The 20,638-nt window shown below is 71.1% G+C and carries 19 protein-coding genes; 14 read left to right on the forward strand and 5 right to left on the reverse strand.

Annotation, left to right across the window (positions count from 1 at the left end; translation table 11 throughout):
- Positions 1-123 precede the first annotated feature (123 nt).
- The 11 genes from FJ091_16680 (at position 124) to fdhD (ending at position 10,617) form a co-directional block, all read left to right on the forward strand.
- Positions 124-1,401 carry an aminotransferase class III-fold pyridoxal phosphate-dependent enzyme gene (locus tag FJ091_16680; GenBank protein MBM4384989.1) on the forward strand — a complete coding sequence of 426 codons (1,278 nt, stop codon included), beginning with the start codon at positions 124-126 and terminating at the stop codon, positions 1,399-1,401.
- Positions 1,401-2,495, forward strand: a complete 1,095-nt coding sequence (locus FJ091_16685) for a long-chain fatty acid--CoA ligase (GenBank protein ID MBM4384990.1) — start codon at positions 1,401-1,403, stop codon at positions 2,493-2,495. Before FJ091_16680 ends, FJ091_16685 begins: the two co-directional genes overlap by 1 nt.
- Positions 2,485-3,738: a hypothetical protein gene (locus tag FJ091_16690; protein MBM4384991.1), complete on the forward strand. Its 1,254-nt coding sequence runs from the start codon at positions 2,485-2,487 to the stop codon at positions 3,736-3,738. Before FJ091_16685 ends, FJ091_16690 begins: the two co-directional genes overlap by 11 nt.
- Positions 3,739-3,859: 121 nt before the next feature.
- A complete protein-coding gene (locus FJ091_16695; GenBank protein ID MBM4384992.1) occupies positions 3,860-4,315 on the forward strand; it encodes an SUF system Fe-S cluster assembly regulator in 456 nt (151 codons plus the stop codon).
- 7 nt (positions 4,316-4,322) lie between these two features.
- Positions 4,323-5,777, forward strand: coding sequence for a Fe-S cluster assembly protein SufB (gene sufB, locus FJ091_16700; GenBank protein MBM4384993.1), 1,455 nt, complete (start codon positions 4,323-4,325; stop codon positions 5,775-5,777).
- Positions 5,778-5,803: 26 nt separating this feature from the next.
- Positions 5,804-6,571: a Fe-S cluster assembly ATPase SufC gene (sufC, locus tag FJ091_16705; protein ID MBM4384994.1), complete on the forward strand. Its 768-nt coding sequence runs from the start codon at positions 5,804-5,806 to the stop codon at positions 6,569-6,571.
- Positions 6,568-7,761: a Fe-S cluster assembly protein SufD gene (gene sufD / locus FJ091_16710; protein MBM4384995.1), complete on the forward strand. Its 1,194-nt coding sequence runs from the start codon at positions 6,568-6,570 to the stop codon at positions 7,759-7,761. The genes sufC and sufD overlap by 4 nt, the downstream gene beginning before the upstream one ends.
- Positions 7,713-9,002, forward strand: a complete 1,290-nt coding sequence (locus FJ091_16715) for a cysteine desulfurase (protein MBM4384996.1) — start codon at positions 7,713-7,715, stop codon at positions 9,000-9,002. The genes sufD and FJ091_16715 overlap by 49 nt, the downstream gene beginning before the upstream one ends.
- Before the next feature lie 14 nt (positions 9,003-9,016).
- On the forward strand, positions 9,017-9,460 hold the full coding sequence (locus FJ091_16720; GenBank protein MBM4384997.1) for an SUF system NifU family Fe-S cluster assembly protein: 444 nt from the start codon (positions 9,017-9,019) through the stop codon (positions 9,458-9,460).
- A 9-nt stretch (positions 9,461-9,469) separates the two neighbouring features.
- Entirely contained in the window at positions 9,470-9,784 is a 315-nt protein-coding gene (locus tag FJ091_16725) for an SUF system Fe-S cluster assembly protein (protein ID MBM4384998.1), read from the forward strand.
- 26 nt (positions 9,785-9,810) lie between these two features.
- A complete protein-coding gene (fdhD, locus tag FJ091_16730) occupies positions 9,811-10,617 on the forward strand; it encodes a formate dehydrogenase accessory sulfurtransferase FdhD (GenBank protein ID MBM4384999.1) in 807 nt (268 codons plus the stop codon).
- 135 nt (positions 10,618-10,752) lie between these two features.
- Here the strand turns inward: fdhD and FJ091_16735 are convergent, their stop codons facing one another.
- Positions 10,753-13,041, reverse strand: coding sequence for a CoA transferase (locus tag FJ091_16735; GenBank protein ID MBM4385000.1), 2,289 nt, complete (start codon positions 13,039-13,041; stop codon positions 10,753-10,755).
- Positions 13,042-13,100: 59 nt separating this feature from the next.
- Positions 13,101-13,700, reverse strand: a complete 600-nt coding sequence (locus FJ091_16740) for a GNAT family N-acetyltransferase (protein ID MBM4385001.1) — start codon at positions 13,698-13,700, stop codon at positions 13,101-13,103.
- A gap of 122 nt (positions 13,701-13,822) precedes the next feature.
- Here FJ091_16740 and FJ091_16745 point away from each other — a divergent pair, with 122 nt between their 5' ends.
- From FJ091_16745 to mscL, 3 genes are all read left to right on the forward strand, one after another.
- Entirely contained in the window at positions 13,823-15,124 is a 1,302-nt protein-coding gene (locus FJ091_16745) for an amidohydrolase family protein (GenBank protein ID MBM4385002.1), read from the forward strand.
- Entirely contained in the window at positions 15,121-17,505 is a 2,385-nt protein-coding gene (locus FJ091_16750) for an FdhF/YdeP family oxidoreductase (protein ID MBM4385003.1), read from the forward strand. The genes FJ091_16745 and FJ091_16750 overlap by 4 nt, the downstream gene beginning before the upstream one ends.
- A gap of 120 nt (positions 17,506-17,625) precedes the next feature.
- Positions 17,626-17,994 carry a large-conductance mechanosensitive channel protein MscL gene (gene mscL, locus FJ091_16755; protein MBM4385004.1) on the forward strand — a complete coding sequence of 123 codons (369 nt, stop codon included), beginning with the start codon at positions 17,626-17,628 and terminating at the stop codon, positions 17,992-17,994.
- A gap of 428 nt (positions 17,995-18,422) precedes the next feature.
- Here mscL and FJ091_16760 read toward each other — a convergent pair whose 3' ends face one another.
- Genes FJ091_16760 through FJ091_16770 form a run of 3 tightly spaced genes read right to left on the reverse strand, consistent with a single transcriptional unit; the run spans position 18,423 to position 20,638 of the window.
- The gene (locus FJ091_16760) at positions 18,423-19,154 is read right to left on the reverse strand and encodes a rhomboid family intramembrane serine protease (GenBank protein MBM4385005.1); all 732 of its coding nucleotides are present in this window, start codon (positions 19,152-19,154) and stop codon (positions 18,423-18,425) included.
- 4 nt (positions 19,155-19,158) lie between these two features.
- Positions 19,159-20,076 (reverse strand): alpha/beta fold hydrolase, encoded by a 918-nt coding sequence (locus FJ091_16765; protein ID MBM4385006.1) that lies wholly within the window; start codon positions 20,074-20,076, stop codon positions 19,159-19,161.
- 16 nt (positions 20,077-20,092) lie between these two features.
- Positions 20,093-20,638, reverse strand: a complete 546-nt coding sequence (locus tag FJ091_16770; GenBank protein ID MBM4385007.1) for a hypothetical protein — start codon at positions 20,636-20,638, stop codon at positions 20,093-20,095.

Raw genomic sequence — 20,638 nt, forward strand, 5'->3', positions numbered from 1 at the left:
ACGCCAGGGGAGTGCAAGAGCGTCCCGCGTGCGCGGCGATGTGCATGTACGTCCCAGGTGCGCGTCTTGGTGCACGTACGTCCCCAGTGCGCGCCCCCTCGAGTCCCTAAGCTGCGCGCCCTCATGCGTTCGCCCGCGACACTTCTGCCCGACGTGCGCACGGCCGTGCCGGGGCCGCGTTCGCGAGCGCTCGCGGCGCGGCTTGCGGCGGTGGAGAGCCGCAACGTCACGTGTCTCGTGCCGGAGCCGCCGATCTGCTGGGAGCGCGCGAGCGGCGCGAACGTGTGGGACGCGGACGGCAATCGCTTCGTCGATCTCGGCGGCGGCTTTGGCGTGGCGAACGCGGGGCATGCGCATCCGCGCGTGGTCGCAGCGGTGGCGGAGCAGAGCGCACGGCTGATGCACGCGATGGGCGACGTGCATCCGCCCGCGGTGAAGGTCGCGCTGCTCGAAGCGCTCGCGGCGCGCTTCCCCGGCGGCGGGCCGGTGCGCGCGGTGCTCGGCAGCTCGGGCTCGGACGCGGTGGAGACTGCGCTGAAGACCGCGCTCGTGGCGACGGGGAAGCCCGGCGTGATCGCGTTCGCGGGCGCGTACCACGGCCTCGCGTTTGGCGCGCTCGACGCGACGCATCGCCCGATGTTCCGCGCGCCGTTCGCCGCGCGCCTCCCGGTGCGCACCGGCTTCGCGCGCTTCGGCGATGCGCGCGACGTGCTGCGCGCCGCGCGCGAGCTCGGCGCCGAAGTCGGCGCGGTGCTCGTGGAGCCGATCCAAGGCCGCGGCGGCGAGCGCGTTCCTCCCGACGGTTTTCTCAGCGAGCTGCGCGCGATCTGCGAACGCGCAGGCTGGCTGCTGATCCTCGACGAGATCTACACGGGCTTCGGGCGCACCGGCCGCTGGTTCGCGTGCGAGCACGAGGGCGTGCAGCCCGACTTGTTATGCGTGGGCAAGGGCTTCGCGTCGGGCATGCCGATCTCGGCGTGCATTGGGCGCGCCGCGGTGATGGATGCGTGGCCCGCGTCGCACGGCGAGGCGCTGCACACGCAGACGTTCCTCGGTCACCCGCCGAGCTGCGCGGCGGCGCTCGCGTCGATGGCGGTGCTCGAAGACGAGAAGCTCGTGGAGCGCGCGGCCGAAGGCGGCGCCGCGGCGCTTGCGTTCCTGCGCGCACGCACGCGCGGGCTCGCGCGCGTGAGCGAGGTGCGCGGGCGCGGCCTCATGCTCGGCATCGAGTGCGACACGCCCGAAACCGCGCAGCGCGCCTGCGCGGCGGCGCTCGCGCGCGGCGTGATCCTGCTGCCGAGCGGCGACGACGGCCGCGTGCTCTCCGTAACACCTCCGCTCTGCATCGGGCGCGAGGCGCTCGAGCACGCGCTCGGCATCCTCGTCGCGGAGCTCGCGTGATGGAGCGCCGCGAGATCGAGCGCGAGCTGCTGCATTGGATGCGCAGCGAGCCGGATCGCCACGACCCCGAGCGCTTCGAGCGCCTCGCGCTCGCGCTCTACGCGCATCAGTTCGAGCACTGCGTGCCGTACGGGAAGTTCGCCGCGGGCCGCGGCGCGCGGCCGACGCAGGTTTCGACTTGGCGCGAGATTCCGTGCGTGCCCACGGGCGCGTTCAAGGAAATGCCGCTGCGCTCCTTCGCGCCGCTCGCGACGAAGCACGTGTTCCGCACCAGCGGCACCAGCACCGAGAAGCGCGGCGCGCTCTACCTCGACACGCTCGAGCTGTACGAGGCGTCTCTGCTGCCAAGCTTCGAGACGGGCGTGCTCCCCGAGTTGTTGGGGACGCGCGGGCGCATGCCGATCCTCGTGCTGGCGCCGAGCCCGGCGGAGGCGGAGGACTCTTCGCTCTCGCACATGTTCGGGATCGTGCTGCGCGAGCGCGGCGCCGACGGAAGCGACTACTTCGTGCGCCGCGGCCGGCTCGAAGTCGCTTCGCTCGCACTCGCACTCGAAGCGGCCGTCGCGAAGGGCGCGCCGATCGCGCTGTGCGGCACGGCGTTCGCGTTCGTGCATCTGCTCGAGGCGATGGAGCAAGCGGGCCGGCGCATCGCGCTGCCGCTCGGCACGCGCATCATGGAGACGGGCGGCTTCAAGGGCCGCGCGCGCGAGCTCGGGCGCGACGAGCTCTACGCGCAGCTGCAGCAGCGGCTCGGCGTGGCGCCTGCGCAGATTGTGAACCAGTACGGCATGACCGAGCTCGGCAGTCAGTTCTACGACAGCGTGCTCGTGCAGCCGTCCGCCGCGCGCCACAAGCTCGCGCCGCCGTGGACGCGCGTACGCGTCGTCGACCCGAACACGGGCTGGGACGTGCCCGCGGGCGAAGCCGGCCTCGTCCAGATCGTCGACCTCGCCAACACCGGCAGCGTGCTCGCGGTACAGACCGCGGACCTCGGACGCGAGCTGCCGGGTGGCTTCGAGGTGTTAGGCCGCTCCGCCGGCGCCGAGGCGCGCGGCTGCTCGATCGCCGCGGACGAGATGCTCGGTGCCGGCTAGCGCGAGCGAAGTGCGCGCGGCATCGGCGCGCTTGCGTGCAGCGGGCGCCGCGCTGCGCGCGCGACCTCGCGCCGAGATCGTGCGCGTGCTCGGCACGTTGCTCGAGCGGCTGCGCGACCCCGCGAGCGCGATCCGCGCGCGACTCGCGGCGGAGCTTCCCGCCGCGACGGGCTTCCATCCCGCGACGCTCGCGGCCGGGCTCGATTTGGGCTTCGAGCCCTGGACGGCGGAGGCGCTCGCGGCGCTCGTCGCGCGCGAGCTTGGAGGCGACCCGAGCCGCATCGCCTCCGGGTTCCCGCTGACCGCAGTCGTGCTCGGCGGCGCGATCCCGATGCCCAGCGTGCTGCAGGGAATCGCGCCCCTCGCGCTCGGGTCGCCGGTGCTGGTGCGTACGGGCGCACACGACCCCGTCACCGCGCGCGCCGTCGCGCACGAGCTCGCGCGCCTCGACCCTGAGCTCGGCGCTTGCGTCGAGGTCGTGTCGTTCCCGCACGGCGACGCGGAGGCGATGGCCGCGCTGTGCGAGGCCGAGTGCGTGGTGGCGACCGGCAGTGACGCAGCGGTTGCCTCGATCCGCGCGCGCACGCAGCCGTGGCAGCGCTTCGTCGGTTACGGACATCGCTTCTCGGTCGCCGCGATCGGGCGGGAGGGCGATCTCGTGGAGGCGTGCGGCGCGGTCGCCGTCGACACCGCGCTGTGGGACCAGCTCGGCTGCCTCTCGCCGATCGCGCTGTTCGCGGTGGGTTGGCCCTGGGACGAGCGCGCCGCGCTGCTGGGCGAGTTGGCGCGCGCGTTCGCAAACCGAGCGGCGGCCTGGCCCCTTGGACGGCTCACCCCTGAGGACGCCGCGCGGCGCGCGAACGAGATCGCCACGTTCGAGCTGCGCGCGGCGAGCAGTGGCGAGGCCGAGCTGCGACGCGATGCCGGGAACGCGTGGGCGCTGCTCGCGGAGCGCGAGTCGGTCTTTCGCGGCTCGCCGCTCGGCCGGGCGCTGCGCGTCCTCTTCATCCCGGACCTGAGTGCGCTCGAGGCAACCCTCGCGCCGGTCGCGCGCCATCTCGCGTCTGCGGGCGTCGCGGGATTCACCCGTACCGCGGCGGCTGAAGTCGGGCAGCGGCTCGCTGCCCTCGGTGCCTCCCGCATCTGCCCCGCGGGATCGATGCAGGCACCCCCCATCTCCTGGTGTCACGACGGGCAGGGCGTGCTGGCAACGCTGGCGAGGCTCGGCTCGGTCGAGATCTGACCTTGGCCGCCGATCCCCGCCGGCCCCAAAGTTCCGCGGGCGAATCCGGACCGAGCGAGTCCGAGATTTACAGCACCAATTCGGTCCGATACGGTCGACTGCTTCGCGGCGGGAGTCACCCATGCTTCGCATCAGCAAGCTCACGGACTACGGGATCGTGCTGCTCGCGCGCATCGCCGCAGAACCCGAAGGCGCGCAGCTCTCGGCGAGAGAGCTGTCGGAGTCGACTCGCCTGCCGCTGCCGGCCGTGAGCAAGATGGCGAAGCAGTTGGCGGCCGCGGGCCTGCTCGAGTCGCTGCGCGGCGCCAAGGGCGGCTACCGGCTCGTGCGAACGCCGGGCTCGATCAGCGTGGCCGAGATCGTGCACGCGCTCGAGGGGCCGATCGCGCTGATGGACTGCACCGCGGGCCCCGGGCACTGCGAGCAGGAAGCGCGCTGCACCGTCTCCGAGCCGTGGCACCGCATCAACCGCACCGTGCGCGACGCCCTCTCGCGCGTGTCACTCGCCGATCTCGCGCGCCCGCGCGGCGGCTCGCCGCTGCTCGCGATCGAACCCGCCCCCACCACTAACAACTGAGCCCGCCATGTCCGAGAACGCAGAGCTCCGCGACCTCGCCGCCAAAGAGTACGAGTACGGCTTCGTCACCGAGATCGAGATGGAGCGCATCCCGAAGGGGCTCTCCGAAGACGTGGTGCGCCTCATCTCGGCGAAGAAGGAAGAGCCGGCGTGGCTGCTCGAGTGGCGGCTCAAGGCGTATCGCCGCTTCGTAGAGATGCTCGCGGCCGGGCATCACCCGAAGTGGGCGCAGGTGACGTACCCCGAGATCGACTACCAGGACATGTACTACTACGCCGCGCCCAAGAAGCAGGCGAAGTACGAGAAGATCGAAGACGTCGACCCCGAGTTGTTACGGACGTACGAGAAGCTCGGGATTCCGCTCGCGGAGCAGAAGCGGCTCGCGGGTGTCGCGGTCGACGCGGTGTTCGACTCGGTCTCGGTCGCCACCACCTACAAGGCCGAGCTCGAGAAGCACGGCATCATCTTCGGCTCGTTCTCGGACGCGGTGAAGAAGCACCCCGAGCTCGTGCAGCGTTACCTCGGCTCCGTCGTCCCCTACGGCGACAACTTCTTCGCCGCGCTCAACAGCGCCGTGTTCAGCGACGGCTCGTTCGCCTACATCCCGAAGGGCGTGCGCTGCCCGATGGAGCTGTCGACGTACTTCCGCATCAACGCGCAAGAAACAGGGCAGTTCGAGCGCACGCTGATCGTCGCCGAGGAAGGCGCCTACGTGTCGTACCTCGAGGGCTGCACCGCGCCGCGGCGCGACGAGAATCAGCTGCACGCGGCGGTCGTGGAGCTCGTCGCGCTCGACGACGCCGAGATCAAGTACTCGACCGTGCAGAACTGGTACCCCGGCGACGAGAACGGCCGCGGCGGAATCTTCAACTTCGTGACCAAGCGCGGCGCATGCCGCGGCAAGCGCAGCAAGATCAGCTGGACGCAGGTGGAGACGGGCTCCTCGATCACGTGGAAGTACCCGAGCTGCATCCTGCAGGGCGACGACTCGGTGGGCGAGTTCTACTCGGTCGCCCTGACGAGAGCGCGCCAGCAAGCCGACACCGGCACAAAGATGATCCACATCGGGAAGAACACCCGGTCCACGATCGTCTCGAAGGGCATCTCCGCGGGCCACGGCCAGCAGAGCTACCGCGGGCTCGTGAAGATCGGCCCGAAGGCGACCGGCGCGCGCAACCACTCGCGCTGCGACTCGCTCTTGCTCGGCGACCAGTGCGGCGCGCACACCTTCCCATACCTCGAGGTGAAGAACGCGAGCGCGACGGTGGAGCACGAGGCGACCACGTCGAAGATCTCCGAGGACCAGCTCTTCTACTGCCGCCAGCGCGGCATCTCGGAGGAGGACGCGGTCTCAATGATCGTGAACGGCTTCTGCCGCGAGGTGCTGCGCGAGCTGCCCATGGAGTTCGCGGTAGAGGCGCAGAAGCTGCTCGGGGTTTCGCTCGAAGGCAGCGTGGGATGACGAAGATGAGCGCAGAGAAGAAGCCGCTGCTCGAGATTCGCGGGCTGCACGCGCGCGTGGCGGAGAAGCCGATCCTGAGAGGCCTCGACCTGACGATCCGTCCCGGCGAGGTGCACGCGATCATGGGTCCGAACGGCTCGGGCAAGAGCACGCTCGCGGGCGTGCTCGCGGGGCGTCCCGCGTTCGAGGTGACCGCGGGCTCCGTGCACTACGAAGGCCGCGACCTGCTCGCACTCTCGCCCGAGGAGCGCGCGAGAGAGGGCATCTTCCTCGCGTTCCAGTACCCCGTCGAGATTCCCGGTGTCACCAATAATTACTTCCTCAAGGCGGCGGTGAACGCAGTCCGTGCCCACCGCGGACTGGACACGCTCGACGCGATGGATTTCCTCGCGCTCTCGCGCGAGAAGATGAAGATCGTCGGCATGAAGCAGGAAATGATGTCGCGCGCGGTGAACGAGGGTTTCTCGGGCGGCGAGAAGAAGCGCAACGAAGTGCTGCAGATGCTCTTGCTCGAGCCGAAGCTCGCGATCCTCGACGAAACGGACTCGGGCCTCGACATCGACGCGCTGCGCGTCGTCGCGAGCGGCGTGAATCATCTGCGCGGCGAGGGCCGCGCGATGCTCGTGATCACGCACTACCAGCGCCTGCTCGACTACATCGTGCCGGACTTCGTGCACGTGCTCGCCGAGGGCCGCATCGCGACGAGCGGCGGCAAAGAGCTGGCGCTCGAGCTCGAAGCGAAGGGTTACGGCTGGCTCGAGAAAGAGCCGCCGAGCGCCGGGGCCGCGCGGTGAGCGCGCTCGCCGCAGCGAACGCGCGCCTGCTCGCGCTGTGCGACGCCGCAGCGCAGCGCAGCGACGCGCTCGCGCCTCTGCGCCGCGCCGGCCGCGAGGCGTTCGCGGCGTCGGGGCTGCCCGACACGTCACGCGAGGAGTGGCGCTACACGAACCTCGCCGCGCTGGCAGCGCACGAGTTCGCGCTCGCGCCGGCGTGGGCACCGGTGGTCATGGGAGGCGGCGGCGAGATCACCTCGCTCAGGGAGCATGCCGCGGCGCAGGGCCTCGGCGATCTCGTCGACCTGAAGCAGCATCCGCTTGCCGCTCTCGCGACCGCGCTCGTCGAGAACGGCCTCGTGATTCGCAGCGCCGCGAGTGCTGACGTCGCGCCGATCGCGCTCGCCTTCGCGGCATCTGCGAGCGAACGCGCGCTGATCTCGCTCCCGCGGCTTCGCGTCGAGGCCGCGCGCGGGAGCCGCGTGGCAGTCGTGCTCGACTGCACTTCGGCTGGCGCGCGCGCCGCACACTTCACGAACGCGATCATCGAGGTCGACGCTGCGCCGAACGCGCAGGTCGATCTCACGCTCGTGCAGCGCGAGCACGACGAAGCGTTTCACGCCTCGCTCACCGCGGTTCGCCTCGCGCGCGACGCGCGCTTCACGAGCCGCGTCGTGACGCTCGGCGGCCGCCTCGTGCGCAACGACCTCTCGGTGGTGCTCGCCGGCGAGGGCGCGGAGTGCACGCTCGACGGCCTCTACCTCGGCACGGGCGAACGCGTGGTCGACAACCACTCGCTCGTGGACCACGCCGTCCCGCACTGCGCGAGCCGCCAGCTCTACAAGGGCGTGCTCGGCGGCGCGTCGCAAGGTGTCTTTCGCGGGCGCGTGATCGTGCGGCCGGGCGCGCAGAAGACGAACGCGGCGCAGTCGAACCCGAACTTGTTGCTTGCCGACGGCGCCGAGATCGACACGAAACCGCAGCTCGAGATCTACGCCGACGACGTGAAGTGCAGCCACGGCTCGGCGATCGGCCGTCTCGACGAGAACGCGCTCTTCTACCTGCGCTCGCGCGGCCTCGGCGAGCGCGAGGCGCGCGCGCTGCTCACGCACGGCTTCGCCGCGGAGATTCTGAACGCGCTCCCGGAATCGCTGCGCGAGGAATGCAGCGCGGAGTTCGCGCATCGCGTCGCCGAGGATGCGAAGTCGTGAGCGCCGCGGTGAACAGCGCGCCCGCGCTCGACGTCGCGAAGAGTCGGCGCGACTTCCCCGTGTTAGAGCGGCTCTCGCGCGGCAAGCGCGTCGCCTACCTCGACACCGGCGCGAGCGCGCAGAAGCCGCGGCAGGTGATCGACGCCGTCGCCGAGTTCAGCGCGCACTCCTACGCGAACATCCACCGCGGCGTGTACGAGCTCTCCGCGCTCGCGACGCAGCGCTTCGAGGCGGCGCGCGCGCGCGTCGCACGCTTCCTCGGCGCGAGCGAGGCGCGCGAGATCGTGTTCGTGCGCAACACCACCGAGGCGATCAACCTCGTCGCGTTCGCATGGGGCCGCGCGAACGTGCGAGCCGGCGACGAGGTGCTCATCACCGAGATGGAGCACCACGCGAACATCGTGCCATGGCAGCAGCTGTGCCTGGAACGCGGCGCTGCGTTGCGAGTGGCGCCGATTCTCGACGATGGCGCGCTCGACATGGAAGCGTTCGCGCGGCTCGTTTCGGCGCGCACCAAGCTCGTCGCGGTCGCGCACGCGAGCAACGTGCTCGGCACGCTGAACCCCATTTCGCGCATCTGTGAGCTCGCGCGTGCGCACGGGGCGCTCGTGCTGGTGGACGGCGCGCAGGCGGCGCCGCGCATTCCCGTCGACGTGCGCGCGCTCGGCTGCGATTTCTACGCATTCTCCGGGCACAAGGCCTACGGGCCGAGCGGCGCGAGCGCGCTGTGGGGCCGTGCGCGCGTGCTCGAAGCGATGCCGCCGTTCATGACGGGCGGCGGGATGATCGCGAGCGTCGCGTTCGAGAAGACGACCTTCGCGCCGATTCCCGAGCGCTTCGAAGCGGGCACGCCCGCGATCGCGGAAGTGGTCGGCCTCGGCGTCGCGCTCGACTACCTCGACTCGATCGGGCTCGCGGCGATCGACCGACACGAGACTGAGTTGCTGGCGTACGGCACGGAGCTGTTACGAGCGATTCCCGGCCTGCGCCTGATCGGCACGGCGCGGGAGAAGGTCGGCGTGCTCTCGTTCGTGGTGGACGGCGTTCATCCGCACGACCTCGGCACGATCCTCGACGAAGAGGGCGTCGCGATACGCGCCGGCCATCACTGCGCGCAGCCGCTGCACGCGCGCTTCGGCATCGCCGCGAGCGCGCGCGCCTCCCTCGGCCTCTACAACGACCGGGACGACCTCGATCGCCTCGCCGCCGCGATCCGCAAAGCGATCGCGCTGTTCTCCTAACAACCGAGCCCAGTATGTCCGAGCTACGCGAGCTGTATCAGACGACGATCCTCGACCACAACAAGTCGCCGCGGAACTTCCGCGTACCGGAAGGCGCGACGGCGCGCGCCGACGGCCACAACCCGCTGTGCGGCGACAAGATCACGGTGCACGTCGCGGTCGGCGATCACACGCTGCGCGACATCGGCTTCCAGGGCTCGGGCTGCGCGATCTCGACGGCGTCGGCCTCGCTGATGACGCAGGCCGTGAAGGGCAAGCCCGTCGCCGAGGCGCTGCGACTGTTCGACGAATTCCACGCACTGCTGACAGCGGGCGGGGAGCCGAGCGCTGCGCTCGGCAAGCTCGCCGTGTTCGCGGGCGTGCGCGAATACCCGATGCGCGTCAAGTGCGCGACGCTGGCGTGGCACACGCTGCGCAACGCGCTCGAAGGCAAGCAAGAAGCGGCGAAGACCGAGTAGGAGCGCGGCATGGCGGACGTCACCGAGATCAAGCAGAGCGTCATCGACGTGCTGAAGACCGTCTACGACCCCGAGATTCCCGTCGACATCTACGAGCTCGGTCTCGTGTACGACGTGAACGTCGAAGAGAGCGGCGCCGTCGCGATTCGCATGACGCTGACGTCGCCGATGTGTCCGGTCGCCGAGAGCCTGCCGCCCGAGGTCGAGGAGAAGGTGCGCGGTGTGCCGGGCGTTACGGAAGTGAAGCTCGATCTCGTGTGGGAGCCGCCGTGGAGCCCGAGCTTGATGTCGGAAGCGGCGCGGCTCGAGCTGGGGATGGAGTAGCTACGGCGGCGCGAGATCCCGAGCGGATTGGCGAGACGACGCGCACGCGCATCGAGCGCGGCGAGTTTGCTGCGCAGGAGCCTGACCTCGTCGCGCGCGAGGAGCCGCTCGAGCTGCAGGTGAACGGCGCGCAGATCGCGGTCGTGATGCGCACGCCCGGCGACGACCTCGATCTCGCGGCGGGCTTTCTCGTCACCGAGCGCATCGTGGCGCGCCTCGAGGACGTGACCTCGCTGCATCACGCGAGCAGCGGCGATGCCGAGCGCGCGGACAACGTGATCCGCGCGACGCTCGCTCCCGGCGTCGCCTTCGACGCGGAGTCGCTGCGCCGCAACCTGTTCGCGAGCTCGTCGTGCGGCGTGTGCGGCAAGGCCTCGCTCGAGCGCGCGCTCGCGACGGCGCCGCCACTCGCGAGCGACGCACGCTTCTCTGCGACGTTCTTCACGGCGCTGCCCGCGCGCCTCCGCGAGGCGCAGCGCGTGTTCGACGCGACGGGTGGCCTGCACGCTGCGGCGCTCGTGAGCGCGCGCGGCGAGCTGCAGTGCGTGCGCGAAGACGTCGGCCGCCACAACGCGGTCGACAAAGTCGTGGGCTGGGCAGCGCGCGGCGGGCGGCTCCCCCTAACAAGCTCCGTGCTGCTCGTCTCGGGCCGCGTCTCGTTCGAGATCGTGCAGAAGGCGCTCGCCGCGCGAGTCCCCGCGATCGCCGCCGTCTCCGCCCCGACCTCGTTGGCGGTCGAGCTCGCCGAGAGTGCAGGCATCGCGCTGGTCGCGTTCCTGCGCGGCGACTCGATGAGCGTGTACGGCGCGCGGGAGCGAGTCAGCGCCGGCTGACCCTCTCGCCGCGAGGCGTCCAACTCGACGAGACGACGTTGATCGCCGTCCCTGAAGCGCTGATGCCAGCTCTGACGCTGCTCGTAGCCGTCGCGCTTCTCAGCCTCCGCGCACGCCGCGACTGATGCCGCGCCGTCACGCCAGCCGCCCGTCCGCAATCGCCGCCGCAACTTCCTCCTCGCTCACGCCGCACGCGCCGAGCACTTCGACGTTGTGCTCGCCCACGTACGCCGGCGCGCGCAGGTAGGGATCGAGCGCGCTCGCGCTGAAGAGAGCGGGGAAGCGCTCGTGCGGGCGCACGCCGAACACGGGCGATTCGAGCGTGCGGAAGAAGTCGCGCGCGGCGAGCTGCGCGTCGTCGGCGAAGAGATGCTGCGCGTTCTGCACGCGGCCCGCGGGCACGCCCGCGGCTTGCAGGGCGTGCATCGCGTCCGCAGCGCTGCGCGCGGCGCACCACGCGGCGAGCGCCTCGGGGCCGCCGCCGGTCACGCGCCTCAATGCGGCGAGCTCGGCGTCGCTTCGAGTTGTTATTGCGATCTCGCCGTCGCTCGCTTTGAACACGTCGTTCACGGCAAAAGCGGCGTATGGATCGACGTTGCCGTTCGGCTCGGCGGCGCGGCCGTTCGTGAGCACGTCCATCACTGCGGCGCCGACCATGTAGGAGCCGACTTCGAGCTGCGCGATGTCGACGAGCTGGCCCTCGCCCGTGCGCTCGCGCGCCTCGAGCGCAGCGATCACCGCGAGCGCCGCGAGCCCGCCGGCCGCCATGTCGTTCAGCGCGTAGCCCACGCCCACGTCGCCGCGGCCCGGCGGATTCGAGAGAGCCGTCAGGCCGCACAGCGCCTGCACGGTCGGCCCGTACGAGACGACGCCGTTCCACGGCCCCTCGTGCCCGCAGCCGCTCATCGTCACGTACACGAGCCGCGGGTTCCACGAACGCAGCGTGTCCCACGTGAGGCCCCAGCGCGCGAGCACGCCCGCGGCGTAGTTCTCGATCACCACGTCCGCGCTCTCGACGAGCTTGCGCATGATCGCGAGCGAGCCCTGCGCCTTCATGTCGAGCGCGACGCTGCGCTTGGAGCGGTTGAACGTGGCGTAGAAGCCCGCGTTGGGATCGTTCACGCTGGTGGCACGCGCGGCGGTCTGCAGCTTCACCACGTCGGCGCCCAGATCGCCGAGCATGCGGCACGCGAACGGGCCCGCGAGCACCCAGCTGAAGTCGAGCACGCGCATGCCTTCGAGCGGCCGGCGCTTCGGCGGCGCCGAAGTTGTTACGGCCGCGCGCGGCGTCCAGGCGGCGAGCACCTCATCGAGCGCCCTCTGAGCTGGACCCGCAGGCGCAGCGCACGGCGTGCCGCCGAACACGATCGGGAAGCGGCCGCGGCGCACGCTCGCGTCGCCCTGCGCCGGCACGAACGCGCCGCGGAAGGCGAGCTGCTCGTTCGCCTCGAGGTCGCGCACGGTCTGCACCTGGCCCCACGCGAGGTGGCGCTTCTGCGCCTCGTGAAACAGCCACTTCGCGTCGTGCTTCAGCGCGAACTGCGCGGCGAGGCCGACCAGCGCGGGCAGGTGCATCAGCGTGACCTGCTCGCCTGCCGGCACGAGCTCCTTCGCGCCGGGCACGCCTTCTTCCACGAGCCACTGATGCAGCGCCGCGGGTGCAGGCGTGGGCGTGATCATGCACGCGCCCGTTTTCGCGGGCAGCACGAGGTAGCCGCGCGACCAGTGCAGGCTGCCCTGGCGCGGCGCGATCTTCGCGAAGCCGGGCTGCACGTCGTCGTAGTGGAACTGGAACCACGGCTGCTCGAGGCTCGACGTGACCGCCTCCTGCGCCGAGATGTCGACGAACTCTCCGCGCCCCGTCTCGCGCGCGGCGCGCGCGCACGCGAGGCCCGCGAGCGCGGCGACGATCGACGCCGCCGCGAAGCTCTGCCGCCCCCACGGCACCACGGCCTGCTCGGGTGTTCCGCACACCGAGAGCACACCGCTCAGTGCGGCCGTCACGAGATCGCTCGCCACCCAGCCCGCGCGCGGGCCGGTGCGGCCGAACGGCGTGAGGCTCACGTGAACCAGGCGCGGGTTCGCAGCTGTTAGGTCCGCGTAGTCGAGGCCGAGCGCGGCGAGGCGGCCGGGCGCGAGCGTCTCGACCACGAGGTCGGCGCCGCTCGCGAGCTGGCGATAGGCGCTCGCGCCCTGCGCGGTGCCCAGCTGCAGCGGCACGATCCGCTTGCTCGCGTCGAGCCACCAGTCGAGCAAGCCGCCGCGCGCGTTCGCCGAGGGCGCGTTCATCGCCGGCCCGTGCGTCACGCCCGCGCCGTCGTGGACGCGCACCACGTCGGCGCCCATCTCGGCGAGCAGCTTCGTCGCGAAGCGGCCTAGGTCGTCCGTGAGATCGATGACTCGCAGGCCCTGCAGCGGTCCCATCGTGCGCGCTCCGAATCGAGGTGGCGCGAGTGGTTAGCGCGAGTCGGGGCGCGGACCGACTACGCCTCGATCAGGGGAATCTGCGGCGCCGCGCTGCGCGGCAGATGACCGCTCACGCGCGGGTCGTCGTGCACCTCGACGCGGCGCTCGTACACGCGAAAGCCCGAGCGCAGGTAGAAGCCGAGCGCGCTCGGGTGATCGTGCGTGCAGGTGTGCACCCAGAAGCGCGCGATCGCCTGCGACCACGCGCGCGCGATCGCGGCGTCCATCAGCGCGGCGCCGGCGCCGGTGCCGATCGCGGAAGCTGTTAGGCCGAAGAACGCGAGCTCGCACTGGCCGGCGTCGCGGAAGTCGAGGTCGAGGATCCCGATCGCGCGCCCGCGCTCACGCAGCACGTACGGCTCGTAGCGTTCGTCGCCGAGGATGCGCGCCAGCTCCACGTCGGGCATCACGAGACGCGAGAACCACAGGTAGTCGGCGCCGACTTCGGCAAACAGCGCGCGGTACGCGGTGAGGTCGCGCCGATTCGCGGGCTCGAGCGCGAGGCCCGGCGCGAATCCGCGCCCGCGCATCTTCGGCGGCGCGCTCATCTCGAGGCAACTCACGACGTTGGCGAGCTTGCCGCGCGGAAGAACGTGGTAGCCGTCGGGAATCGCCATGCGCGAGCGGTATCGCCCACGCGCGCAAAGCACAACGCCCGCGCCAGCCCTGCGGCCATCTCAGCCTTGCCCTCTTTCAGCGGACCGGCGATTCCCTTGCGCGTCATGCCGGAGGCGACCCGATGCCGCGAACGCTGAGCGCCCTGCTGTGTCTGTTGCTCTCCACTGGCGCGAGCGCCGAGCTGCTCGGCGGCTCGCTCGTGCTGCGCTGCGGGCGCGTGATCGACGGCGTCTCGCCGCGCGTGCGGCGCGACATCGCGATCGTGATTCGCGACGGGCGCATCACCGACGTCGGCCGCATCCCCCGCAGCGCGCGCAAGCTGCCCACGCTCGACTTGCGCGAGCACACGTGTCTGCCCGGCCTCATCGACTTGCACACGCACCTCACCGATCGCCCGCAAGACACCGCGGACCTGCGCGTCTACTTCACGCGCACGCGCGAGGAGCAGCTGCCGCTCGCGCGCGAGAACGCCGCGGCCACGCTCGCCGCCGGCTTCACGAGCGTGCGCAACGTGGGCACGTACGTCGACGGCTACGACCGCGAGATGCGCGACGCGATCGCGCGCGGCGAGTACCCGGGGCCGCGCATGCAGGTGAGCAGCCCGTACCTGACGATTCCGGGCGGCGGAGGGGACCTGCGGCTCCCCGATGTCGCGGAAGGCGACATCCCGGCGCGCGTGCGCATGGGCGTGGCGCGGGGACCGGAGCTGTTCCGCGCGAGAGCAGAGCGCGCCCTCTCGCTCGGCGCGGACCTCGTGAAGGTGATCGCGTCGGGCGCGGTGCTCGCCTTCGGCAATGAGCCCGGCGCGCCGGAGATGACGCCCGAGGAGCTGCGCGCGGTGGTCGAGGTCGCACTGGCGCGCGGCGCACGCGTGGCGGCGCACGCCCACGGCGCGCGCTCGATTCGCGAGGCGATCCTCGCCGGCGCGAGCACGATCGAGCACGCCTCGCTGATCGACGACGAGGGCATCCGCCTCGCGCGCGAGCACGGCGTGGTGCTGGTGATGGACGTCTACAACGGCGACTACATCGACAGCGAAGGCCGCGCGCAGGGTTGGCCCGCGGACTTCCTGCGCAAGAACCTCGACACGACCGAGGCGCAGCGTCAGGCCTTCACGCGCGCCCTAACAGCTGGCGCGACGATCGCCTTCGGCACGGACGCGGGCGTGTTTCCGCACGGGCAGAACGCGCGCCAGTTTCGCGTGATGGTCGCGCGCGGCATGACGCCGCTGCAGGCGATTCAGTCCGCGACTTCGGTGGCTGCGCGCGCGATGGGCTGGGAGGATCGCGTGGGTGCGCTCGCGCCGGGGCGCTTCGGCGACGTAATCGCGCTGCGCGGCGATCCGCTGAGCGACATCACGCGGCTCGAGCGCCTTGAGGTCGTCGTGCAGGGCGGCATCGTGAAGCGCGCACCCGCGCGCTGAGCGCACGTGCCGCGGGGCCGCGCCCCAACGCGGCTTGGCGGCGCGCGCAGCGCAGCGGGCAGCTCGCGCGGCTCGGCCCGTCGCCGCCGACCGCCGCGCGCGCTGACTCTCGCTGCGCGCGCGCATACCATGCGCGCATGGCGCGAGACGACGAGGCAGCTGGCGGTCTCCCCGCAGTTCTTCACACCGCGAAGCACGCGATCGCCGCGGGCCTAACAAGAACGCTGCCGGCGCTGCGCATCGTCAACCAGCCGAGCGGGTTCGACTGTCCGGGCTGCGCGTGGCCCGAGGGTCACGAGCACGGGCCCATCGAGTTCTGCGAGAACGGCGCGAAGGCCGTCGCGCACGAGGCGACGCGCAAGCGCGTCACGCGCGAGCTCTTCCTCAACCACACGGTGCCCGCGCTGCTGAAGCACTCGCACCGCGAGCTCGAAGCGCACGGGCGCCTCAGCGAGCCGATGATTCGCCGGCCGGGCACGGAGCGCTTCGTGCCGATCTCGTGGACCGCGGCGTTCCAGCGCATCGGCGAAGCATTGCGCGCGCTCGCGTCGCCGAACGAAGCCGTCTTCTACACGTCGGGCCGCACGAGCAACGAAGCCGCGTTCCTCTATCAGCTGTTCGTGCGCGAGTACGGCACGAACAACCTGCCCGACTGCTCGAACATGTGTCACGAGTCGAGCGGCAGCGGGCTCGGCGAGATGATCGGCATCGGCAAGGGCACGGTGAGCCTCGCGGACTTCGAGCAGGCCGACCTGATCCTCGTGCTCGGCCAGAACCCCGGCAGCAATCACCCGCGCATGCTCACGACGCTGGCCGCGGCCGCCGAGCGCGGCTGCCGCATCGTCAGCATCAACCCCCTGCGCGAGCGCGGGCTCGTGCGCTTCAAGCATCCCCAACAACTCAGCGGGATTCTCGGCAGCGGCACGAAGCTCGCCGATCGCTTCGTGCAGGTGAAGGTGGGCGGCGACGTCGCGCTGCTGAAGGGCGTGATGAAGGAGCTGCTCGCGCTCGAAGCGGAGCGCCCGGGCCAGGTGCTCGACGCCGCGTTCCTCGAGCAGCACACCACCGGCTTCGAGGCGCTGCGTTCCTCGCTCGATGCCGCGAGCTTCGAGGAGCTGAAGCGCGGCTCGGGCATCGCGCGCAGCGAGATGCGCGAGCTCGCGGAGCTGTACGCGGCGAGCTCGCGCGTGATCGCGTGCTGGGCGATGGGGCTCACGCAGCACGCGCACGGCGTCGCGAACGTGCAGGAGGTGATGAACCTCCTGTTGTTACGGGGAAACATCGGCAAGCCCGGCGCGGGCCCGTGCCCGGTGCGCGGCCACAGCAACGTGCAGGGCGACCGCACGATGGGCATCTGGGAGCGTCCGACGGTCGCGTTCCTCGACGCGCTCGAACGGGAGTTCGCATTCACGCCGCCGCGCGCGCACGGCTTCACCACGATCGAGGCCATTCGTGCGCTCCACGAGCGCCGCGCGAGGTTCTTCCTCGCGATGGGCGGGAACTTCGCGGCTGCGAGCCCCGACACCGCCTACACGGAGGAAGCGCTCGCGCGCGCGGAGCTCGCCGTGCACGTCGCCACCACGCTGAATCGCACGCACGTCGTCGCGGGCCGCGAGGCGATTCTGCTGCCGTGCCTCGGGCGCAGCGAGCGCGATGTGCAGAATGCGCGCGCGCAGTTCGTGACGGTCGAGGACTCGATGGCGACCGTGCACCGCTCGCAGGGCACGCTCGCGCCGGCGTCGCCGAACCTGATGAGCGAAGTCGCGATCGTCGCCGGCATCGCTCGCGCGACGCTGCGCGAGAAGAGCGCGACGCCGTGGGAGCAATTCGTCGCGGACTACGACCGCATCCGCGAGCGCATCGCGCGCGTGGTGCCCGGCTGCGAGCGCATGAACGAGCGCGTGCGCGAGGGCGGCTTCGTGCTGCCGCGCCCGCCCGCGGAGCGCAGGTTCGCGACGCCGAGCGGCAAAGCCGAGCTGCGCGCCGTCCCGGTCCCGAGGCTCGACGTGCCCGCGGACCGGCTCGTCCTAATGACCATTCGCAGCCACGACCAGTTCAACACCACGGTTTACACGGACGACGACCGCTACCGCGGCGTGCGAGGCGACCGCCGCGTCGTGCTGATGAATGCCGAGGACATCGCCGCGCTCGGCCTCACGTCGGGGCAACGCGTGGACGTGACGAGTCATTGGCCGGCGGGCGAGCGCGACGAGCAGCGTCGCCTGCTCGGCTACCGCGTGCGCCCCTACGAACTGCCGCGCGGCTGCGCCGCCGCGTACTTCCCCGAAGCCAACGCGCTCGTGCCGATCGGGCAGTTCGCGGAGAAGAGCTTCACGCCGGCGTACAAATCGATCGTGGTGTCGCTGTCTCCCGCGTTGTGATGGCAGCCGCGGGCTCGTCCCCCTATTCGCATTTCGCAAGTTCGCACCGGGCGAGTGAGGCAACACTGTTAGGGTGCGCCGGCTCACGACTTGTTGGGCCGAAACAGGAGGGATTGCCCGATGTCCATGATCCAGGAATTCAAAGCGTTCGCGATGCGCGGAAACGTCGTCGACTTGGCGGTCGGCGTCGTGATCGGCGGCGCGTTCGGAAAGATCGTCTCGTCCGTCGTCGAAGACCTCATCACGCCGATCATCGGCATCGTGCTGGGCGGCGTCGACTTCAGCGCGATCAAGGCCGGCCCGTTTGGCATCGGGAAGTTCGTTCAGGCAGTGATCGACTTCACGATCATCGCGTTCGTGCTGTTCATGATCATCAAGGCGATGAACGCGGCGAAGAAGAAGGAAGAGGCCGCACCGGCGGCTCCGCCCGAGCCCCCGGCGGACGTCAAGCTCTTGACCGAGATTCGCGACCTGCTGAGCCGCCGCTAACGGCTCGCGCTTCCAGAAGGGCCGCGTGGCACACGCCGCGCGGCCCTTCGTGTCTTCGCGACCGGAGCCGAGAACTCCCTGACGCAACGAGCGTGAGGCGATCGTCGAGGCCGACTCGAAGGCTGACGCGCCGCAACAGCAGCCAGAGCGCCCTCGACATCGACCGCTACTCCCAAGCAGGTCGGCCGAGGCCGCAAGCGAAGCGCGCAGCGAGCCGGAGGCGAGCGAAGCCAACGAGGAAGATTCGCCGACGCGCCTCCGCGCATGAGCGTGAATGGATGGCGGATGCGCGTCGGCGAAGCGCGCAGCAGCGGGCGAGTCCACGAGCCCGATGCGAAGTAAACGTGGAAGATTCGCCGACGCGCTCCCACGGATGCGCGGGTCCCAACGAATCGCTGCGCGTCGGCGTCTCCCGACTCCGCGAGTCGCTAGAAGGTCGCGCCGCTTCGCGTGCGCCCTGCGAAGAACGGAATCGCGACGAAGCCGGCGAGGAAGCCGCCGGCGTGGGCCCAGAAGGCGACGCCTCCGCCGCCGGTCGCGCCGAGCGTCGGCAGGCCGCTCACGATCTGCAGCAGGAACCAGAGCCCGAGCACGACCACCGCGGGCACGACCATGCGCTGCACGAAGATCAGCCACACCGCGAGCATGTGGACGCGCGCGCGCGGATAGAGGCGCGCGTACGCCCATAACACCCCGCCGATCGCGCCCGACGCGCCGACCATCGGCACCGGGCTCGCGGGGTCCGAGGCCGCCTGCGCGGCGAACGCGGCGAGCCCGCACAGCACGTAGAACGCGAGGAAGCGCACGTGCCCCATCGCGTCCTCGACGTTGTCGCCGAAGACCCAGAGGAACCACATGTTGCCGATCAGGTGGAGCCAGCCCGCGTGCATGAACATCGAGGTGAGCACCGTGCTCCAGCGCGCAGGCGCCTCGATCACGCAGCTGAGCTCGTCGCCCATCGGCACCGCGGTTCCCGGCGCGGCGCGCCCTAACAGCTCACCTGGAATCGCGCCGTGCTCGCAAACCGAGAGCGCGAGGGCGCGCGAGTCGAAGCCGAGCCCCTGCAGCAGCGCCCAGGTCGCGACGTTGGCGCCGATCAGCGCGATCGTGACGATGCTCGCGCGGAGCGTCGGGTTTTCGTCGCGGAGCGGGAAGAACACGCGCTCAGTCTCCCGCGAGGCGCGGCAGACACTCGCGCTGCGCCCAGTCGAGCACGGTGCGCGCGAGCGCGATGCGCGCGTCCGAGAACGCGTGGTCCGAGCCGAGCTCGACTTCGCGCAGCTGCGCGCCGCCTTGCGCGCGGATCGCGGCCACGAGCGGCGCGTGGTGCTGCGCTGGCGGCGTCACGTCGTCGCGCGCGCCGGCGACGAGCAGCACGGGCTTGCGCGCGAGCGCTTCCGCATGACTCGTCGCCGCGTACTCGACGCGATGCGCGACGAGATCCTCGAGCATCGCCGCTCCCGAGATGTCGCGAATGCGCCCCTCGCCCCAGCTCTGGAAGAGCGCCGCCGTCTGCTTTGCCGCTTCCGGGCTCGCGCTCGCGCGTTCGCCGAGCGCTGCGAAGTTCGCGCCCGCTAGCGACGCGACGCACTTCACCGCGTCGAGCTTCGCCGCCGACACGAGCGCCGCTGCGCCGCCCATGCTGTGGCCGACGAGCACGATGCGCTGCGCGTCGACGCGATACCTCCGTGCGAACGCGGGCTCGCGCAGCGTCGCGACGACGGCGGCGACGTCTTCGAGCGCATTGCCGAAGCTGAACTCGCCGCCGCTGCCCCACGCGCCGCGATACGTGAAGTAGAGAGCGTTCCAGCCCGCGCGGCGCAGCGCCTGCGCGAGATCGAGATTGCGCTCGTTGCCGGGGAAGCCATGCAGCAGCACCGCCGTGGGATGCGGACCCGGCCCCGCCGCGATGTGTGCGTACGCGTTCAGGTGCGCGCCCGCGGAAACGAACTGCAGCTCCGGACTCTCCGCGGGCGGCTCGCCGCGCGGTGCGTCCATCGTCACGGGATCGAACGCAGGCGAAGCCGCGCACCCCGCGAGCGCGCTGGTCAGGGCCAAGAGCAGCGGCGAGAGCCTGCGCACGAATTCTCCTCGCGCTTCAGCGAGCCGCGATCCCGGCGAGCTCGGGAATTCGCGCGAACTCGGGGTGATCCGCCTGGTGCCGCGCGCGGTGCGCCCAAACGATCTCGGCGCCGCGCACGAGGAACATGCCGGGCATGCGCCGCGCGTCGCCCACACCGCGCTCGCCCGGCTCGTCGAGCAGCCCCTGCGCGCGCGCCCGTAACAACACCGGCACGACACCGGGATGAAACAGCTGCATGATCCCGCCGCGCCCGATGCCAATGCCGTCGTAGAACTGCGCGTCGGGATCCGCGACCGCGCGCGCCTCGGGCCAGTAGCGCCGCATGAAGGCCTTCCCCTCGGTCGGCGAGCCCTGATAGAAGAACAGCACCGCCGGGTAGCGGGCGTCTCGCAGCGTCGCCTCGCGCAGCCCCGCGATCGTCTCCTTGCAGAACGGACAGCCGAAGTGCCGCAAGAAAGCGAGCAACGTCGGGCCCTCGCCCAGCTGATCGCGCAGGCGCCCAGGCACCAGGTTCACGCCCTGCACGAAACGCGAGAGCAGCTCGTCGGGGATTTTTTCCAC

The organism is Deltaproteobacteria bacterium (assembly GCA_016875395.1).
In the GTDB taxonomy this organism is placed as follows: Bacteria; Myxococcota_A; UBA9160; order UBA9160; family UBA6930; genus VGRF01.

Excerpts from the sequence above, each read along its gene's own strand:
- FJ091_16745 (MBM4385002.1), top strand. The coding sequence starts at position 13,823 with ATGCCGCGAACGCTGAGCGCCCTGCTGTGTCTGTTGCTCTCCACTGGC.
- FJ091_16715 (MBM4384996.1), top strand. The coding sequence starts at position 7,713 with ATGCAGCGCGGAGTTCGCGCATCGCGTCGCCGAGGATGCGAAGTCGTG.
- FJ091_16685 (MBM4384990.1), top strand. The coding sequence starts at position 1,401 with ATGGAGCGCCGCGAGATCGAGCGCGAGCTGCTGCATTGGATGCGCAGC.
- FJ091_16740 (MBM4385001.1), bottom strand. The coding sequence starts at position 13,700 with ATGGCGATTCCCGACGGCTACCACGTTCTTCCGCGCGGCAAGCTCGCC.
- FJ091_16680 (MBM4384989.1), top strand. The coding sequence starts at position 124 with ATGCGTTCGCCCGCGACACTTCTGCCCGACGTGCGCACGGCCGTGCCG.
- FJ091_16735 (MBM4385000.1), bottom strand. The coding sequence starts at position 13,041 with ATGGGACCGCTGCAGGGCCTGCGAGTCATCGATCTCACGGACGACCTA.
- mscL (MBM4385004.1), top strand. The coding sequence starts at position 17,626 with ATGTCCATGATCCAGGAATTCAAAGCGTTCGCGATGCGCGGAAACGTC.
- sufB (MBM4384993.1), top strand. The coding sequence starts at position 4,323 with ATGTCCGAGAACGCAGAGCTCCGCGACCTCGCCGCCAAAGAGTACGAG.
- FJ091_16695 (MBM4384992.1), top strand. The coding sequence starts at position 3,860 with ATGCTTCGCATCAGCAAGCTCACGGACTACGGGATCGTGCTGCTCGCG.
- FJ091_16720 (MBM4384997.1), top strand. The coding sequence starts at position 9,017 with ATGTCCGAGCTACGCGAGCTGTATCAGACGACGATCCTCGACCACAAC.
- FJ091_16725 (MBM4384998.1), top strand. The coding sequence starts at position 9,470 with ATGGCGGACGTCACCGAGATCAAGCAGAGCGTCATCGACGTGCTGAAG.